The sequence below is a fragment of the Rhizorhapis suberifaciens genome (assembly GCF_014200045.1).
GTDB lineage: Bacteria > Pseudomonadota > Alphaproteobacteria > Sphingomonadales > Sphingomonadaceae > Rhizorhapis > Rhizorhapis suberifaciens.
Map to the genome: position 1 here is coordinate 58,296 of NZ_JACHOV010000002.1, position 17,034 is coordinate 75,329.

Here is a 17,034-nt window from a genome sequence, read left to right on the forward strand (position 1 = left end):
TCGGCGCCGCCATTGGGACAGCCCTTTTCCTGACCAACATGGCGCCTGCTCAGGTGCTGAAAGGGCATGACAGCAGCGCGCCGGTCAATTTTTCCGCCGACCGGATAGAGGTTCAGGATCGGGCTGACCGTGTGGTGGTGTCCGGTAATGTTCAGGTGACCCAGGCAGGATTGACGCTCAATGCAGCTCGCATGACGGTAGCCTACCGCAATGCGGGTGGTGTTGAGATCGAGCGGATCGATGCCAACGGCAATGTCGTGGTGACCAAAGGTAATGAGACCGCGCGCGGCAACGCTGCCATATATGACCTTAACCGTCGCCTTATTACGATGCTCGGCAATGTGCAGTTGACGCAGGGATCAAACCGGCTGACGGGCGGCCGGTTGCTGATCGATCTTAATACAGGTCGCTCCACGGTTGACGGCCGAGCCGCTGCTCCAGGAACCACCGGCGCGGCGGGCGGACGGGTGTCGGGCACGTTCACCGTTCCCAAGCGCAATGGGCAGCAATAGCTAGCCCGTTGCGACGGAAACGCCCTTATCGGGTTTTGAAACGGACATAAGGAAAAGCTTGCGAAAGCAGGCTTCTGGCAGGGGTGGCGCTCGTAAGTCCCGCCCCTATGCAAGAACGCTTGCGAACAGACCTTCAAACAGGCGCCGTCCGTCGGTGCGGCCATGCGCCGTTTCGATCACGCGTTCGGGGTGGGGCATCATGCCCAGCACATTGCCTGCATCGTTGATAATGCCTGCAATGTCGCGTGCCGACCCGTTCACCTGCTCGGCATAGCGGAACGCAACGCGGCCTTCGCCTTCCAGCCGGTCGAGCGTCGCTTCGTCGGCGAAATAATTGCCGTCATGATGCGCAACAGGGAAAGTCACTTTTTCGCCCGCATCATAGCGGCTGGTGAATGCGCTTTGGCTGTTCTCGACCGCCAGGGCCACGTCGCGACAGACAAACTTGATGCCGCCATTGCGCATAAGCGCTCCTGGAAGGAGACCCGCTTCGGTAAGGACCTGAAAGCCATTGCAGATGCCGATGACGGCGACGCCGCGCTCCGCCGCCTTCACGACGGACTGCATGATCGGTGAGCGCGCCGCCATTGCGCCGGAACGCAGATAGTCGCCATAGGAAAAGCCGCCTGGCACCCCAATAACATCCAGACCGTCCGGCAATTCGCTGTCGCCATGCCACACCATATGGGCTTGCCGCCCCGAAATCTGGCTGAAAGCCACCGCCAGGTCGCGGTCGCAATTGGAACCGGGAAAGACGATGACCGCGCTTTTCATCCGGAGACCCTTTCGATCCGGTAATTTTCGATAACCGTGTTGGCGAGCAGCTTCTTGCACATGGCGTCGATATCGGCGTCACTGGTGCCGTCGGCCAGGTCCAACTCTATCAGCTTACCCGCGCGCACGTCATTGACGCCGGAAAAGCCCAGCCCTTCCAGCGCATGATGAATCGCCTTGCCCTGCGGGTCGAGCACGCCGCCCTTCAAGGTGACAAAAACCCGGGTCTTCATAATGGCCGATTCCCTGAAATTGCCGTTCGCCGCCTCCCTATGCCGGGCTGCGTCCCGGGGCAAGGTCTATCCTTTTTTTAGCTCTTGGCCCGGATCATTTCCTCGATCGCGATAAATTTCTCACGCGGTGCGCCCTGGCGGGCCCTTTGTACCTCGGCCTGTTCGATTTTTTGCCAGTCGCGGAAAGTGACGACGTCGACCCTACGCTCGGCCAATAGCGCGTCAAGGGCGGGGCTGCCGGATTTGCCACCGCCGGCGCCGATATCCTCAGCGATTTTGTCGGCGATCATATAACCGTCGGGACGATTGGTGCCGATGGTGCCGGTCGGTCCCCGCCGCGCCCAGCCCACGCAGTAAAGACCGGGCAATATGCGTCCCTCATCGTTCGCAAAGCGGCCACGGCCATGTTCGTAGGGGACGCCTTCGATAGGCGGCGTGGAATAGCCGATGCAGCTCACGACGAGACTGCAATCGATGCTGTAGCGTTCGCCAGTGCCCTGGCTGCGAAGTTGATCGTCCAGTTCCGTGCGTTCGACGATGACACGTTCGACTTTGCCGTCACCCTCAACCGCCACTGGCATCGCGAAGAAGTCGAACTCGACCGTGATCGGCTTGGCCACGGGATTGGCCGCAAATTCGCGCAGATGCCCCACGGATTTGCGCATGCCTGGTTCTAGCAGCGCGTCCGCGCCTCCTTCAGGCAAATCAATTGGATCGACGCGCGGAGCGGCGCGCTGCAAATGGCCAAGCTCTCCCAATTCCTTTGGCGTCATGGCGATCTGATGCGGTCCGCGCCGTCCAAGGATGGTGATGTGCCGAATGAAGGATTGGTTCAACTGCTCCAGCGCGTGCGCTACAATATCGCTCCCGGCAAGCTCATCCTCCGTCTTCGACAGAATGCGAGCGACGTCCAGCGCCACATTGCCATTGCCGACGATTACCGCACCGGGGCCATTCAGCCTCGGTTCCAGGTCGGCAAATTCGGGATGGCCGTTATACCAGCCGACAAACGCGGCGCTGCCAACCACTCCGGGGAGGTCGCTACCAGGAATGCCGAGCGGCCGATCCTTGGGCGCGCCGGTCGCAAGTACGACTGCGTCGTAAAGCTGTTGCAACTCGCCAATGCCGACATCCTGTCCGACGCACACATTACCGACGAACCGGACATTTTCCGACAGGGCCACCTGCTCGTAGCGGCGAGATACGGCCTTGATCGACTGGTGGTCGGGAGCGACGCCGAAACGGATGAGCCCATATGGAACCGGTAAGCGGTCTATGATGTCGATTCTGACGTCGTCTCCAAATGCCTTCTGGCATGCCTCCGCAGTATAGTAGCCCGCTGGTCCAGATCCGATCACCGCCACATGCCGCATGAAGCTCTCCCGCTTTTTCAAGGATGCTAGCGCGGAAAGCGGAGCGCGCAAGGGAAATGCTGACAGGACCAAGCCTTGCTGCTATCGGGCGCGCATGACCGACCTTGCTGCTATCCGCAACTTTTCCATTATCGCGCACATCGACCATGGCAAATCGACCTTGGCCGACCGGCTGATCCAGCGCTGCGGGGGACTGACTGACCGGGAAATGTCCGCTCAAGTTCTTGATAACATGGACATTGAAAAGGAACGCGGCATCACCATCAAGGCGCAGACGGTGCGCCTCAATTACACGGCCAAGGACGGCAAGGCCTATGAGCTCAACCTCATGGACACGCCGGGCCATGTGGACTTTGCCTATGAGGTCAGCCGCTCCCTTGCCGCGTGCGAAGGCGCGCTGCTCGTCGTCGACGCCGCACAAGGTGTGGAGGCGCAGACGCTGGCCAATGTCTACCATTCGATCGAGCACGACCATGAAATCGTTCCTGTCATCAACAAGATAGATCTTCCCGCGGCCGAACCGGAAAAGGTCCGGCACGAGATCGAGGACATTATCGGCTTGGACGCTTCGGAGGCTGTGCTCGCGTCCGCCAAGTCGGGTATCGGCATCGACGATATCTTGGAACAGATCGTCGCGAAGATTCCCGCGCCCAAAGGCGACCGCAGCGCGCCGCTGAAGGCGATGCTGGTCGACAGCTGGTATGACCCCTATTTGGGCGTTGTGATTCTTGTCCGCGTGATGGACGGCGTCATTAAAAAGGGCCTGCCCGTCAAATTCATGCAGGGCGGCACCGAGCACCTGATCGACCGCGTCGGCTGCTTCCGGCCGAAGATCGAGCAGGTCGCCGAGCTTGGCCCCGGCGAAATTGGCTTCATCACCGCACAGATCAAGGAAGTCGCGCAGGCGATGGTCGGCGACACCGTCACGACGGTAAAAAATCCCGCGCCCGAGCCGCTGGCGGGGTTCAAGGAAGTGCAGCCGGTGGTGTTCTGCGGTCTGTTCCCGGTGGACGCGAACGATTTTGAAAAGCTGCGCGACAGCATCGCCAAGCTGCGGCTCAACGATGCCTCCTTCTCCTTCGAGATGGAGACCAGCGCCGCGCTGGGCTTCGGTTTCCGCTGTGGTTTCCTTGGGTTGCTGCATCTGGAGATCATCCAGGAGCGGCTGACGCGCGAATATGATCTCGACCTCATCACCACCGCGCCCAGCGTGGTGTATGACATTCACATGAATGACGGGTCGATCCAGCAGCTCCACAATCCGGCCGACATGCCCGAGGCCAATTATATCGACTTCATCGAGGAGCCGTGGATCGAGGCGGTGATCTATGTTCCCGACGACTATCTGGGCTCGATCCTGAAGCTTTGTCAGGACCGGCGCGGCATTCAGAAGAATCTGACCTATGTCGGCGGGCGCGCGCAGGTGACCTATGAGCTGCCGCTCAATGAAGTGGTGTTCGACTTCTATGACCGGCTGAAATCGATCAGCCGGGGCTATGCGAGCTTCGATTATCACCAGATCGGCATGCGCGAGGGTGATCTGGTCAAGATGAACATCCTGGTGAACAATGAACCGGTCGACGCGCTTTCCATGATCGTTCATCGGGGCGCAGCCGAAGCGCGTGGGCGGCACATGTGCGAGCGCCTGAAGGACCTGATCCCCCGGCACCTGTTCAAAATCCCGATCCAGGCGGCCATCGGCGGCAAGGTGATCGCGCGCGAGACCATCGCGGCGCTGCGCAAGGATGTGACCGCAAAATGCTATGGCGGCGACATCACTCGCAAGAAAAAGCTGCTCGAAAAGCAGAAGGAAGGCAAGAAGAGGATGCGCGAATATGGATCGGTCAGCATCCCGCAGGAGGCGTTTATTGCAGCCCTGCGCATGGGGGATGAGGGGTGAGCGGCGAGGACTATGTCTTTGACGAGGAGGTCGGCGAGTGGGTGCCGGCGTCCGAATTAATGGCGAAGTCGGCCGAAACGATGGAAGTGCGCGACGCCGTTGGCAATCTGTTGCAGGACGGTGATCAGGTGACGCTGATCAAGGACCTAGCCGTCAAGGGCGCAGGCCAGACGCTTAAGCGCGGCACGCTGATCAAATCGATCCGCCTGACGGGCGATCCGCAAGAGATCGACTGCAAGTTTGAGGGGATCAAAGGGCTGGTGCTTCGGGCGGAGTTTGTGAAGAAGCGGTGAGTCCACGTTCAGGAAACGGGCCGAGGCAGAGCCTCCAAATCCTCCTTGTTGTAATTCTACAAACGCATGAACGTTGCTTTGTGCGGCCGTCTAAATCGGTTCGCCGCACTATTCGCTCGAATTGCCCGGACAACCATACATGTCATCCGGCGTGTTCATCTGCCCGCAAGGTTCCAGTGAACACGCAGGAAATCCATGGTGTTCAGGTGCAGCTGCATGCTGCGCATCGTAATGAAGCTCGATGGAGAGGGTTCTGGCAGCCGTACACGCCATCAGGCGCGACGGTCAGACGAGAAGCTGCGATCACGCAGGCCTGACTGTCGAGTCTGGAGGAGTAGTGCAATGAGTATAATTTCCAAAAGTTCAAAAATTCTTTTACCGCTTGCCGTGCTCACCGGGTCGGCGTTGGCCGCGCAGTCGCAGGAGCCGCAGCAGGAGCCACCGCAGGCCGACCTTTCAGCGTCCTATAGCGAGCCTTCGCCCGAAGCGGCTGAGATGACCGAAGGGCCTGAGATCGAAGGCATCGTTTCCGCGCGCAGCGGCGACAAGGTGCAAGTCACCACGGCCGATGGCACCAACACGGTTATCGCTATAAATGATGCCACCCGGATCAAGTCCAGTGGGGGGTTTTTGGGCCTCAGTCGCAGTAAGCTTGCCGCCGACTCTGTGCTTAACGGCCTGCCTGTTTCCATCAAGACACTGCAATCGGGCGATGGCCTGGTGGCAAGCCAGATCAATCTGAAGAACAAGGACCTCAAGACCGCATCAATGATCCGCAGCGGCACTGCGCAGGGCTTTGCTGAACAGACTGCGGCAACAGAAGCGCTGCGCGGCCGCATGGGTGATATCGATCAATATAATATCAAAAGCACGACGAACGTGAACTTCGACACTGGCAAGGCCGTGCTGTCTGCTCAGGCGAAAAATGATCTCTGCGCAACGGCAACCGCAGCTGAGGGGATGGATAACGCCCTGCTGCTCGTCGTCGGTTACACCGATTCTACAGGAAGCTCTGAATTCAACCAGGAGCTTAGCGAAAAGCGAGCCGGTCGCGTTATCAACTATCTTCAGCAGACCTGTGGTTGGAAGCCATATCGCATGCTTACCCCCACTGGCATGTCCGAAGCGGACCCGTTGGCGAGCAATGACACTGCCGAAGGCAAAGCACAGAACCGCCGCGTGGCGGTGAATGTCTTGGTCAGCAAAGGCCTTGACGGTCTGTGAGATGCACGGGGTGGGTGAGGCCCACCCCGGATTCCTGGCTCGGCATCTGAGTTCGGTTGACCAGAACTCAAACTTGAGGAAAGGACGTCCGCGTTTTCAGGACACTCCGCTACCTCTGCTTTATGCGAGCGCCCTTGTCGCGGCTTTTTGGCCGTTCTGATAGGCAATCATCAGCGTTCTTATCTCTTATTCAGGACGGACTTGCGATAAAGCGGGGATGGTGGGGGTCCTTTCCGTTGATCGCTGCTGGCTTTTGGTCGATAGGGGGCGAATGCTGCGCGGTCTACTTGTCCTGTTTCTCTCTTTTCTGCTTTTCGTGCCGCAGGCGATGGCGCAGCAGATTCTTCGCGATGCGGAGACCGAGGCGCTGCTTAACGACATTTCCGAGCCGCTGATTCAGGCTGCGGGGCTGGACCCGCATAATGTGCAAGTACTGCTGATCAACGATCCGGAGATCAACGCTTTCGTCGCGGGCGGACAGGTTGTCTGGATTCACAGCGGCCTGTTGGCGAAGGCGGACAACGTCAACCAGCTACAGGGCGTTATTGCGCATGAGCTGGGCCACATTGAAGGCGGGCATGTCGTACGTTTCAGCGAGGGCGTGAACGCCGCCACCGGCATTACGCTGCTGAGCCTTTTGCTGGGTGCAGCAGCGATGGCGGCGGGTGGCGGTGAGGCTGGTATGGGCATCATGGCGGCGGGACAGCAGGCGGCCATGGGCAAGTTTCTCGCTTTCTCACGCAATCAGGAAAGCTCGGCAGATCTTGCGGGCGCGCGCTATCTCAGCAAAGCCGGAGTCAGCGGGCGGGGCAGCATTGCCTTTTTCAAGAAGCTGCAGAACCAAGAATTCCGCCTCTCCATCCCACAGACCGACAGCTATGCCCGTACCCACCCATTGAGCGGTGAGCGTATCGCGGTGCTGAACGAGGTGTATCGGAAGGACGCTGCCTGGGACAAGCCCGTCGATCCGGAATTGGAGGCGCGGTTCGAGCGGGTGAAGGCGAAACTGGTGGGCTTTGTGTCCGATCCTGCCCAGACATTGCGTATTTATCCAGAGGGCGACGGCAGCATTCCCGCTCGCTACGCGCGGGCCTATGCCTGGCACAAATCCGCATATCCCGACAAGGCGATGGAGGAGGTAAAGGGGCTGCTCGCCCAATCGCCGGACGATCCCTATTTCCTTGAGCTTGAAGGGCAGGTGTTGCTGGAATCGGGCCGCCCGAAAGACGCCATTCCGCCATTGCGCCGGGCGGTAGGCGAGACCGGGAGTCAACCGCTGATTGCCGCTCTGTTGGGCCACGCGCTGGTCGCGACTGATGATGATAGCAATTTGCCGGAGGCGGAGCGGGTGCTGAAATCGGCGGTGAACCGGGACAGGGACAACCCTTTTGCCTGGTATCAACTGGGCGTGGTATATGAGCGGCGGGGCGACACGGCGCGTGCGGCTTTGGCGACCGCGGAGCGTTACCAGATGACGGGCAGTCCGGAACTCGCGTTGCGCAGCGCAGAGGCGGCCATGGCCAATATCAAGCAGGGAACGCCCGACTGGCTGCGCGCGCAGGACATCGCCATGGTCTCCCGTACCGAGGCCGAGCGGAAGAAAAAGAGAAGGTAAGCGAGGCCGATGGGGGACGATCGCTGGAAAGAAGGAACGCCGTTGGAGCGGATGAGCGGGGTTGAGCCGGTACGCCCGACGCCTGCTTCCAAAGTGAACGCCGCGTCGAAAGCCATACAGGTTGCACGGCCCTGGCTGGCGAGGGGCATCGCTTTGGCGAAGACGGTTCCTGGCCATCTGCGCGATTTAGCGGAATGGATCGATGCTCCCCGCCGGCTGGACCAATCACGTCAATGGCTGGAGGAGCAGAATTTCCCTGAAAAGGCGCGCAAAGCCCAAGCCCTCGTGGCAAAGGCTGGCGGGCAGGTCGCGTCCGCTTCACGGCGGGCGGCTGCCAGCGCTCAGGCCAGGATTGGGCCGGTGCTGCTGACCATGGGGAGGAAAAGCGTGGCGGCGGCGCGGGTTATAGGGCAAACTATGGCTGTCCGCTCGTCGGCGCTGACGAAATTGCTCGCCGAACTTAAAGCAATGCTGGCCGCGGTTGCCGTGGAAAAGGCCGCTGCGCTCAAGGCGAGGGATCGGGTCGGCGATGCGGAGGCTGCCACAGCGCCGGTCCCATCGGAACTGATGCGCCTGTTGAAAGAAGAGGGCATAGCCGTCGATGGACTGGATGTTCGCCAAGCGCTGCCGGAGCCGATCCGCTCGCCTGCAGCGTCGGCCCAGGGGGCCCTGCCCCTTTTTGCGGACGATCCCACGTGGTCAACCCAAGGGCATGCCCAAATGCAGCCTCGGGTGAAGGAAGACAGGATCGTGCCAAAATCGCCGCCGCCCTCGCCGCAGGAAACATCCCCGTCAGAGGTCGTTCCACAGCCGGAGTCGCGGGGAGCGGCACTGAAGCGGCTTGGGAAAGCATTGTTGAACAGCACAAGCGGTACGGTCTTTTACAATAACAGGATTTTTCAGATGACGATCGGCGCGACCATCTTTCTAGCTGCCGCCGGAGCAGCGGTGCTTATGGTGTCAGGCGGGTCATCCTCGACTTCCGGTATAGCGCGGCCTGCCGGACAGATGGATCGTTCGCAGGTGGAAGCCATTGTGCGCGACTATATTCTCGCTCATCCGGAAATCATTCCCGAAGCGATGGAGAGGCTGCAGTCAAAACGGACAGCGTCGATGATCGATCAGCACCGCACGGAACTCGAGACGCCTTTCGCAGGTGGGTGGGATGGTGCACGGAATGGCGATGTCGTGCTGGTCGAGTTCTTCGATTATGCATGCGGATATTGCAAGGCCAGCCTGCCCGATATTGACCGGCTTCTAGCGGAGGACAAGCAATTGAAGGTGGTTTACCGCGAACTGCCGATATTGAGTGAGGAAAGCAACGCGGGAGCCAAGGTCAGTCTCTATGCGGCCAAGCAGGGGCAATATGGGGCTTTCCACCGGGCGCTCTATGCGGCGGGGCTGTCGAAGCAGGGAATTGAAGCGGCGGCGAAAAAGGTCGGTCTCGATCCTTCAAAGCTGAAGGGTGCGACGCAGGCATCCGATATCAGCGCCGAGATCGCAAATAATATTCGGCTGGCGCAATCGCTGCAGGCAACAGGGACGCCAACCTGGGTGGTGGGCGATCAGCTGTTATCGGGCGCGGTTGGCTATGATGCGCTGAAGGAAGCCATCGCGCGGGCTCGCCTGTCGCGGCAATAGGCTATTTGGTCGCCTTGTAGGGCACGAAGTCGCCCAAGGCGCAACTTCCAGTCAACATACCTGAGCTGAAGTCCGCAACACGCGCAATGTCACCGCGGCAAAGCTGCGAGCCGAACACGTTCGTGACCAGCGTCCTACCAGAGCTGAGCCCATTGCAGGGCCCCATCACCCGGTTCAAATAGACTGTGCCGCCCGCCTTGTAGAGCAGCACATCATCGCTGATGACTTGCAGGTCCGCTCGCTGGGTCAAGCTGATGCAGCTTTGCTTTTTTCCCGCGACCTTGCCTTCCAGCGCCTTGTCCAGTGCGGTTTGTTGCTTTTGCGTCAGTGCGGGCGACTTGTCCTTCGCCAGGCCGGTGGAGGTGCAGGCGACGAGTAGGACGGGTAGCGCGATCATATAAGCACGCATGGCACTTCTCCTGATCATTTGCTTCTTGGCACAGGGATTATATTCAACGTTCAGAAAGCATCCTTGGCTGCACGCCGTTCCGCCAACTCCTTAGCATCCCGGGAGCGCATGAAGGGATTGGTCGCGAGCTCCAGCGCAATGGTCGTCGGGATTGTCGCTTCTCCATTGGAGCGGGCGACATCCACCTCCGTCATCCGGTGCCGGATCGCTTCATTGTCGGGTTCTGCGATCAGGGCGAAACGGCCGTTGCTCTGGGTATATTCATGGGCGCAATAAACCAAAGTCTCGGGGTCGAGGCGGGAAAGGCGCTGCATATTCGCGAACATCTGCTCCGCCGTCCCCTCGAAAAGACGGCCGCAGCCCATGGCAAACAGCGTGTCTCCAATAAAGATCAGGGGCTCGCCCGGCATGTGATAGGCAATATGCCCCGCAGTATGGGCCGGGACATCGATAACATAAGCGCAATGGTCCCCCAACATCACGGTGTCGCCGTCGCCGACTTGGCGGTCCAACGTCGGAATTTTGGCCGCCTCGGCCGCTGGCCCGGTGATGAAGCAGCCGGTTGCCGCTTTGATCTCCGCGTTGCCCCCGGTGTGGTCGGGGTGCCAATGGGTGTTCCAAATCTGAGTGATTGTCCATCCGCGCTCTGTCGCCGCGTTGAGCACCGGTCCGGCAACCGCCGGGTCTATGGCGGCGGTTTCCCCGCTGGCCGGATCATGAACCAGCCAGACATAATTGTCCCCAAGAACGGGAATGCGCAGAACGTCAAGGCTCATTACCACTCCCCTTCGTTGGGCATGGACGCCCATGGCTCTGCAGGTTCCAGATGCCCATCCTGCAACAGTTCGACGGAAATTCCGTCCGGAGTGCGAACGAAAGCCATGTGGCCGTCGCGCGGCGGTCTATTGATCGTGATGCCTGCGTCCATCAGCCGCTGGCAGGTATCGTAGATATTTTCGACGCGATAGGCGAGATGGCCGAAATTCCGCCCGCCCGGATATTCCTGCGGATCCCAATTATAGGTGAGTTCCACCTGGGCATTTTCATCGCCGGGTGCGGCCAGGAAAACCAGCGTGAAGCGCCCCTTCTCGTTTTCGATGCGTCGCTGCTCTTCAATGCCTAGCAGCTTGAAAAAACTTACGGTTTTCTCAATGTCCGTGACCCGGATCATGGTATGAAGATATTTGGGCATGCCGCGGTCGATCCTTTCGTCGCAGGTCAGCAACGGTTCATCTCTGATGTGAGAGGTTTCTCGTCTATGTGCAAAGAATAGGAACGCCGAAGCGAAAGGGAAAGTGCCGTGAATGGGGTTTTAGAAGAGCGCAAGTCCGGTATTGTTCTGGCGTCGGCGGCGATGCTGTCCGTCGCCATCGTAATTGGCGGCTATTTGCTGGGCGACGGCCTGCTTCGGGCTCGTCAGGCGGATCGTTCTGTCACCGTGCGCGGTTTGGCCGAAAAAGATGTGACCGCCGACCTTGCCACCTGGAATTTGAGCTTTTCGAAACAAGGTTTTGACATCAATGAGGTTCAAGGGGCGATTGACGCCGATGCCAACCAAATCCGCGGCTTTTTCCACGCCATGGGTTTCCCAGACGGAGCGATCAGCACGGCCGGAGTCAATGTGAACCAATGGTATGACAGCAATCGCGGTACGAACAATGTCACTATCCGTCAGCGGATCCAGTTGCGAACCACCGACATTGCCCGGGCGCGGCGGGCTTTTGCGCGGCAGTTCGACCTCGTGCGGCGCGGTATCGCCCTGGAGGAAGGATCGGGCATGGTCTACAGCTTTACAAAGCTCAATGACATCAAGCCCGCCATGGTCGCCGAGGCGACAAAGGACGCGCGTAACGCAGCAGAGCAGTTCGCGCAGGATAGTGGGACGGATGTGGGCGGCATAAAATCCGCAACACAGGGCTATTTTTCCATCGGTGCCAGGGATGGCGACGAAATGGGAAGCGGTGCGGATTCGCCCAATAAGAAGGTGCGGGTCGTCACGACGGTCGATTTCTATCTGGATTGACGGATGTTGTTACATCCGGCTGCCGGTCTTGCGACCTACCATTTTCGATCATCAAGGAGGTTGCCGGTCACCTTTGGGCGAGGTGGACAGAGTATGGCCCCGGAACGTTTTTTGCCGCCATACGCTTTATTGCACACCAATAAGACAGGAGACGTGCAATGAACATTATCATCTGGCTGATTGTCGGCGGTATTCTGGGCTGGCTTGCCAGTATTGTAATGCGTACCGATGCTCAGCAAGGTATTTTGCTCAACATTGTAGTCGGCATAGTCGGCGCGTTTCTGGCGGGACTGGTCTTCGCGGGCGGAACGATAAACCGCAGTGATTTCAGCCTCTCCTCGCTTATCGCGTCATTCTTGGGAGCGGTCGTACTGCTGGCGATCGTGAACCTGATCCGTCGCGGCTCCGTGCGATAGGGATGCTTTCCCTTCGCTATTTGGGGCGAAGAATGTTGTAGACGACCAGTATCGCCGCTGCCCCCAGGGTGGCGGCGATCCAACCAGCCCGCTCGCCTGGGGTAAAAACCGGCGATGCGGGCTCACCTTAGTCCTATTCCCTTGCATTCCGCCCGACCTCGGAGCATTTTGCGGGCAATCCGGTCGCACCCACTCGTTCAGCAGCCAATGGCCAGCCATTGATGCTTGAGGCAAGTGATATATTCAGATAATACAGCCCTAAATAAGGTTCGCGCGACACAATTTCGCGCGCGCTTGGATGAAGAGTGCAACTGGAATGAATTACGAGACGCGCTTTACGCAAGAGGCGGATATAGAGGACGGCAGCGAAGCTGCTCCACGGCGCCGGAAGCGGACGATCATCATCGCGGCCGGGGCTGCAATGCTGATGATCATCGCTCTCATAATTGCGCTGAAATTCATGAATGGCGGCACAAACGACGTCGCTGAGGGAGCTGACCTTAGCCAGACGCCCAGGGTGACTGTTGTCGTTCCTGGCCGGCAAATGGTGGATCGTGTGGTGAATGCGACCGGCTCGCTGGCGGCGCGTCGCGAAATGCCCGTCGGCGTCGTCGGTGAGGGGGGCATGGTGCTGCGGGTGTTGGTAGAGCCCGGCGATTGGGTGCGGGCGGGACAGCCACTCGCCATGATCGAACGTGCGGTCCAAACACAGGAGGCGCGCGCGCTCGCGGCCCAGATCGATGTCGCCCGCGCGGACGCTCGGCTGGCGCAAGCTGAACTGGATCGCGCCCAGGCATTGGTATCGCGCGGCTTCATTTCCAAGGCAGATATTGATCGTAAGACCGCGACGAGGGACGCCGCCCGCGCGCGGGTGAATGTCGCCCAGGCGCAACATCGCGAGGCGCTTGCCCGCACCGGACGACTTGATATCCGCGCGCCTGCCGCAGGTCTGGTGCTGACGCGAAACGTAGAGCCGGGCCAGGTGGTAAGTTCCAGCAGCGGCGTTCTCTTCCGCATGGCCAAGGGCGGCGAGATGGAAATGCTGGCCGAAGTCAGCGAAGGCGATCTCGCGCGGGTCTCGCCAGGAATGAGCGCAAAAGTTGCACCTGTGGGCTTTGGACAGTCATTCATAGGCCGTGTCTGGCAGGTTTCGCCCGTGGTGGATCCTCAAAGCCGCCTTGGCACGGCGCGGATACTTCTCAGCTACGACAAGGCCCTGCGTCCAGGCGGCTTTGCATCTGCCCGCATAGTGAGCGGGACTACGGAGGCGCCTTTGCTTCCTGAATCAGCGGTGCTTTCCGATGACAAAGGCAGCTATGTCTATGCCATCAACGGCAGGAACGAGGTCGAACGGCGAGCCGTCCAGATCGGCCAGGTCTCCAGTGAAGGCGTAGCGATCAGCCAGGGTCTTTCCGGGAATGAAAAGGTGGTGCTGACGGCCGGCGCCTTCCTGAATCCGGGACAAAAGGTTCGCCCGATGGTAAAGAAAGCATCGAGCTGAAGCGGAAAGGACGAGAAAGTGAATTTCCGCAATATTTCAGCGTGGTCCATTCGGAATCCGTTGGTTCCCATTGTCATTTTCGTCGCGCTGCTGATGGCTGGCATCGTCAGCTTCAACCGAATGGACATCAACAATAACCCCGATGTCAGCTTTCCTGCCGTAAGGGTATTGGTCAGCCAGCCCGGGGCGGCGCCATCGGAATTGGAAACGCAGGTCACCCAGCGGATCGAGGCGGCGGTGCGCGGCGTCAGCGGCGTGGACGAAATTACGTCCTACGCCAGCGAAGGGCAGAGCATGTCCATGGTCCAGTTCGACATCGGCACACCGGTCGACCGGGCCCTAAACGATGTGCGCAATGCCGTCGCGCAAATTCGCAGTGACCTGCCCGAGGGAATATTGGAGCCGCAGGTCACGCGCGTCGACATTGAAGGCGGGCCAATCGCTTATCTGAGCGCTGAAGCCACGGACATGACGCTGGAAGAGTTGAGCTGGTATGTCGACAATACTGTGGCCAAGCGGCTGCTGGGCATCCAGGGAATGGCCGCTGTCCGCCGGGGTGGCGGGGTCAGCCGGGAAATTCGGGTCATTCTTGATCCAGCTAAGCTGCAGGCGCAGGGAACAACCGCTGCAGAGGTCAATGCGCAGCTAAGACAGGTGAATTTGAACGCGACCGGCGGTCGTGCGGAAATTGCCGGATCGGAGCAGGCCGTCCGGGTGCTGGGCAATGCCCAGGACGCTCATATCCTGGGACAGACGCAGATCGCTTTAGGCAATGGCCGCACCGTCCGCTTGGGCGACATTGCCGAAGTGCGCGACATGTATGCCGAGCAGCGCTCGATCGGCTTGATGAATGGCCGACAGGTTACCAGCTTCGCGTTGGAAAAAGCCAAGGGATCATCCGACGTTTCCGTATTCGATCAGGCGATGAAGGAACTTCGGAAACTGGAAAAGGAAAACCCGAAAGTTCACTTTCGGGAGCTTTATAACAGCGTCGATTACACCAAAGGGCAGTATCATTCGGCCATGGCCGCCATGATCGAAGGCGCCATACTCGCGGTCATCGTGGTTTTCCTGTTCCTGCGCGACTGGCGCGCGACCTTGATTTCGGCGCTGGCGATACCTTTGTCTGCGATTCCTGCCTTCTGGTTCATGGACATGATGAACTTCACGCTGAACGGCATCAGCTTGCTTGCGCTCAGTCTGGTGGCCGGCGTGTTGGTCGACGACGCCATAGTCGAGATCGAGAATATCGTGCGCCATATGCGAATGGGGAAAAGCGCCTTTCAGGCCTCGATCGATGCTGCTGACGAGATCGGTCTCGCAGTGCTCGCCACAACCATGGCGATCGTCGCGGTGTTCCTTCCTGTTGCGTTGATGCCGGGCATATCCGGGCAGTTCTTTATCCAGTTCGGCATGACAGTCGTGGTCGCCGTGCTGATGAGCCTTGCCGTCGCCCGAATGATCACGCCGATGGTGGCGGCTTATTTCCTGAAGGCCAAAGGTCACGCCAGCCATGGTGAAGGTCCACTGATGGACCGCTATATTGAAATATTGCGCTGGACGCTGAAACATCGGTGGAAAACGGTGTTCATCGGCGGCGGCGGCGCTCTGGCTGCAACGATCCTGGCTTTTTATACGCTTCCGTTCCAGTTCCAGCCCTCGATCGACACCGATTACAGCTCGGTCAACGTGGAACTGGTGCCCGGCAGCACGCTGGAACAGACCAGACGGGCGACGCAAGGCGTTGTCGACGTTCTTGATGATCCTTCAATGGTCGAGGCCGCCTTTGCCGATATCGAACCGACAAAGGCTACCATTTACCTCACGCTAAAAAAGGACCGAAAGCTCTCCAGCGTCGAATGGGAACGCTCAATGGCGCCAAAATTGCTCAACATCGCCGACGCGCGGGCCAGCTTTCAGTCTCAATCGGGCGGCGGCTTCACCGGTCGCGATATCACGATCATGTTAGGCGGCGACGATCCGCAGTTGTTGGAGCGGACGGCTCAGAAGCTTGTCCGGGAAATGCAGGGGATCAAGGAAATCCGCGCTCCCAGACTGCACGGCGATATGCAGCGACCCGAAATCCTCATCAAGCCGCACATGAACCTGGCGGCGGATCTGGGCGTCACGACGGCCGCGCTCAGCCAGACCATTCGCATTGCGACTATCGGTGATATCGATCAGAACAGTGCCAAATTTTCATTGTCGGATCGCCAGATTCCCATACGTGTGTCAATCGACGAAGAAAGCCGCAAAGATCTGACGAATATAGAAAATCTGCCCGTTCCCACGGCTTCGGGCGGCTCTGTGCCGTTAAAGGCCGTGGCGGACGTGAAATTCGGCTCGGGCCCCACTGAAATCCGGCGCTATAATCAAGTTCGCCGTGTCGTGGTCGGCGTGGATCTGGCGCCCGGCGTCATCAACAGCCGGGCCATGGAGAAAATCAACGCGCTGCCCACGCTGGCGAACCTGCCGCAAGGAATACGCCGGATCGAAGTGGGCGATGCCAAATGGCAGCGGGAGTTGGTCCAGAGCTTTGTAACGGCGGTCATATCCGGGGTGCTGCTGGTGTTCGCGGTGCTGGTGCTGCTCTACAAGCGCGTATTGCCGCCGTTCGTGAACATGGCCTCGCTCACCATGGCTCCTCTGGGAGGGGCCTTGGCACTGCATCTTACGGGCCAGCCTATCTCCATGCCTGTCCTGATCGGCTTGTTGATGCTGCTCGGCATTGTGCAGAAGAATTCGATCCTGCTGGTCGATTTCGCTTTGGAGGAAATGGGCAAAGGCGTTTCAAAGTTCGAAGCCATTGTCGATGCGGGCCACAAGCGGGCTCAACCCATTGTAATGACCACCGTCGCAATGGTTGCAGGCATGGTGCCCACAGCCATGTCGCTAACCGGCGATTCCGCTTGGCGCGCCCCGATGGGCATTACCGTGATCGGCGGATTGCTGCTGTCCACCTTGCTGACCTTGCTGATCGTGCCCGCAAGTTTCAGCCTGGCGATTGAGATTGAGGAATGGATTGGTCCACGCCTGCGCAAACGTCTGCTGACCTTCAAGCCGGGTGATGAGCGGCCGTCGGCTGAAACGCCTCAGCCAGCGGAATAATCAGGGGGGGCT

The 17,034-nt window shown here is 59.4% G+C and carries 16 protein-coding genes; 10 read left to right on the top strand and 6 right to left on the bottom strand.

The genetic code is table 11. The features are described from left to right. Positions 1-38: 38 nt before the first annotated feature. Positions 39-512, top strand: a complete 474-nt coding sequence (locus tag HNQ99_RS02515; protein WP_246414443.1) for an LptA/OstA family protein — start codon at positions 39-41, stop codon at positions 510-512. A gap of 105 nt (positions 513-617) precedes the next feature. Here HNQ99_RS02515 and purQ read toward each other — a convergent pair whose 3' ends face one another. The 3 genes from purQ to HNQ99_RS02530 all read right to left on the bottom strand — a co-directional run bounded on the left by purQ (position 618) and on the right by HNQ99_RS02530 (position 2,892). Next, entirely contained in the window at positions 618-1,286 is a 669-nt protein-coding gene (gene purQ, locus HNQ99_RS02520) for a phosphoribosylformylglycinamidine synthase subunit PurQ (protein WP_184474088.1), read from the bottom strand. Next, positions 1,283-1,519, bottom strand: a complete 237-nt coding sequence (gene purS / locus HNQ99_RS02525) for a phosphoribosylformylglycinamidine synthase subunit PurS (protein WP_184474089.1) — start codon at positions 1,517-1,519, stop codon at positions 1,283-1,285. Before purS ends, purQ begins: the two co-directional genes overlap by 4 nt. Positions 1,520-1,596: 77 nt before the next feature. Beyond that, complete coding sequence (locus tag HNQ99_RS02530) at positions 1,597-2,892, bottom strand: FAD-dependent oxidoreductase (protein WP_184474090.1); 1,296 nt, start codon at positions 2,890-2,892, stop codon at positions 1,597-1,599. Positions 2,893-2,986: 94 nt separating this feature from the next. On the opposite strand from HNQ99_RS02530, the gene lepA reads away from it, so the two are divergent. From lepA to HNQ99_RS16845, 5 genes are all read left to right on the top strand, one after another. Next, positions 2,987-4,792 carry a translation elongation factor 4 gene (lepA, locus tag HNQ99_RS02535; protein WP_184474091.1) on the top strand — a complete coding sequence of 602 codons (1,806 nt, stop codon included), beginning with the start codon at positions 2,987-2,989 and terminating at the stop codon, positions 4,790-4,792. Continuing rightward, a complete protein-coding gene (locus tag HNQ99_RS02540; protein WP_184474092.1) occupies positions 4,789-5,085 on the top strand; it encodes an alkylphosphonate utilization protein in 297 nt (98 codons plus the stop codon). Before lepA ends, HNQ99_RS02540 begins: the two co-directional genes overlap by 4 nt. 342 nt (positions 5,086-5,427) lie before the next feature. After that, on the top strand, positions 5,428-6,309 hold the full coding sequence (locus HNQ99_RS02545) for an OmpA family protein (RefSeq protein ID WP_184474093.1): 882 nt from the start codon (positions 5,428-5,430) through the stop codon (positions 6,307-6,309). A gap of 271 nt (positions 6,310-6,580) precedes the next feature. Then, positions 6,581-7,924 (top strand): M48 family metalloprotease, encoded by a 1,344-nt coding sequence (locus HNQ99_RS02550; RefSeq protein WP_184474094.1) that lies wholly within the window; start codon positions 6,581-6,583, stop codon positions 7,922-7,924. 9 nt (positions 7,925-7,933) lie between these two features. Next, positions 7,934-9,565 carry a DsbA family protein gene (locus HNQ99_RS16845; protein WP_322790301.1) on the top strand — a complete coding sequence of 544 codons (1,632 nt, stop codon included), beginning with the start codon at positions 7,934-7,936 and terminating at the stop codon, positions 9,563-9,565. 1 nt (position 9,566) lies between these two features. Here the strand turns inward: HNQ99_RS16845 and HNQ99_RS02560 are convergent, their stop codons facing one another. Genes HNQ99_RS02560 through HNQ99_RS02570 form a run of 3 tightly spaced genes read right to left on the bottom strand, consistent with a single transcriptional unit; the run spans position 9,567 to position 11,166 of the window. Further along, positions 9,567-9,974, bottom strand: a complete 408-nt coding sequence (locus HNQ99_RS02560) for a hypothetical protein (protein WP_184474095.1) — start codon at positions 9,972-9,974, stop codon at positions 9,567-9,569. A 50-nt stretch (positions 9,975-10,024) separates the two neighbouring features. Then, the gene (gloB, locus tag HNQ99_RS02565) at positions 10,025-10,750 is read right to left on the bottom strand and encodes a hydroxyacylglutathione hydrolase (RefSeq protein ID WP_184474096.1); all 726 of its coding nucleotides are present in this window, start codon (positions 10,748-10,750) and stop codon (positions 10,025-10,027) included. Next, positions 10,750-11,166, bottom strand: a complete 417-nt coding sequence (locus tag HNQ99_RS02570) for a VOC family protein (protein ID WP_184474097.1) — start codon at positions 11,164-11,166, stop codon at positions 10,750-10,752. Before HNQ99_RS02570 ends, gloB begins: the two co-directional genes overlap by 1 nt. 162 nt (positions 11,167-11,328) lie before the next feature. Between HNQ99_RS02570 and HNQ99_RS02575 the strand changes: the two genes are divergently transcribed. The 4 genes from HNQ99_RS02575 to HNQ99_RS02590 all read left to right on the top strand — a co-directional run bounded on the left by HNQ99_RS02575 (position 11,329) and on the right by HNQ99_RS02590 (position 17,022). Continuing rightward, positions 11,329-11,997, top strand: coding sequence for an SIMPL domain-containing protein (locus HNQ99_RS02575; RefSeq protein WP_184474385.1), 669 nt, complete (start codon positions 11,329-11,331; stop codon positions 11,995-11,997). Positions 11,998-12,155: 158 nt separating this feature from the next. After that, positions 12,156-12,413, top strand: coding sequence for a GlsB/YeaQ/YmgE family stress response membrane protein (locus HNQ99_RS02580; protein WP_184474098.1), 258 nt, complete (start codon positions 12,156-12,158; stop codon positions 12,411-12,413). Between the two features lie 316 nt (positions 12,414-12,729). Then, entirely contained in the window at positions 12,730-13,914 is a 1,185-nt protein-coding gene (locus HNQ99_RS02585; RefSeq protein ID WP_184474099.1) for an efflux RND transporter periplasmic adaptor subunit, read from the top strand. A gap of 18 nt (positions 13,915-13,932) precedes the next feature. Next, positions 13,933-17,022, top strand: a complete 3,090-nt coding sequence (locus HNQ99_RS02590) for an efflux RND transporter permease subunit (RefSeq protein ID WP_184474100.1) — start codon at positions 13,933-13,935, stop codon at positions 17,020-17,022. Positions 17,023-17,034: the final 12 nt, after the last annotated feature.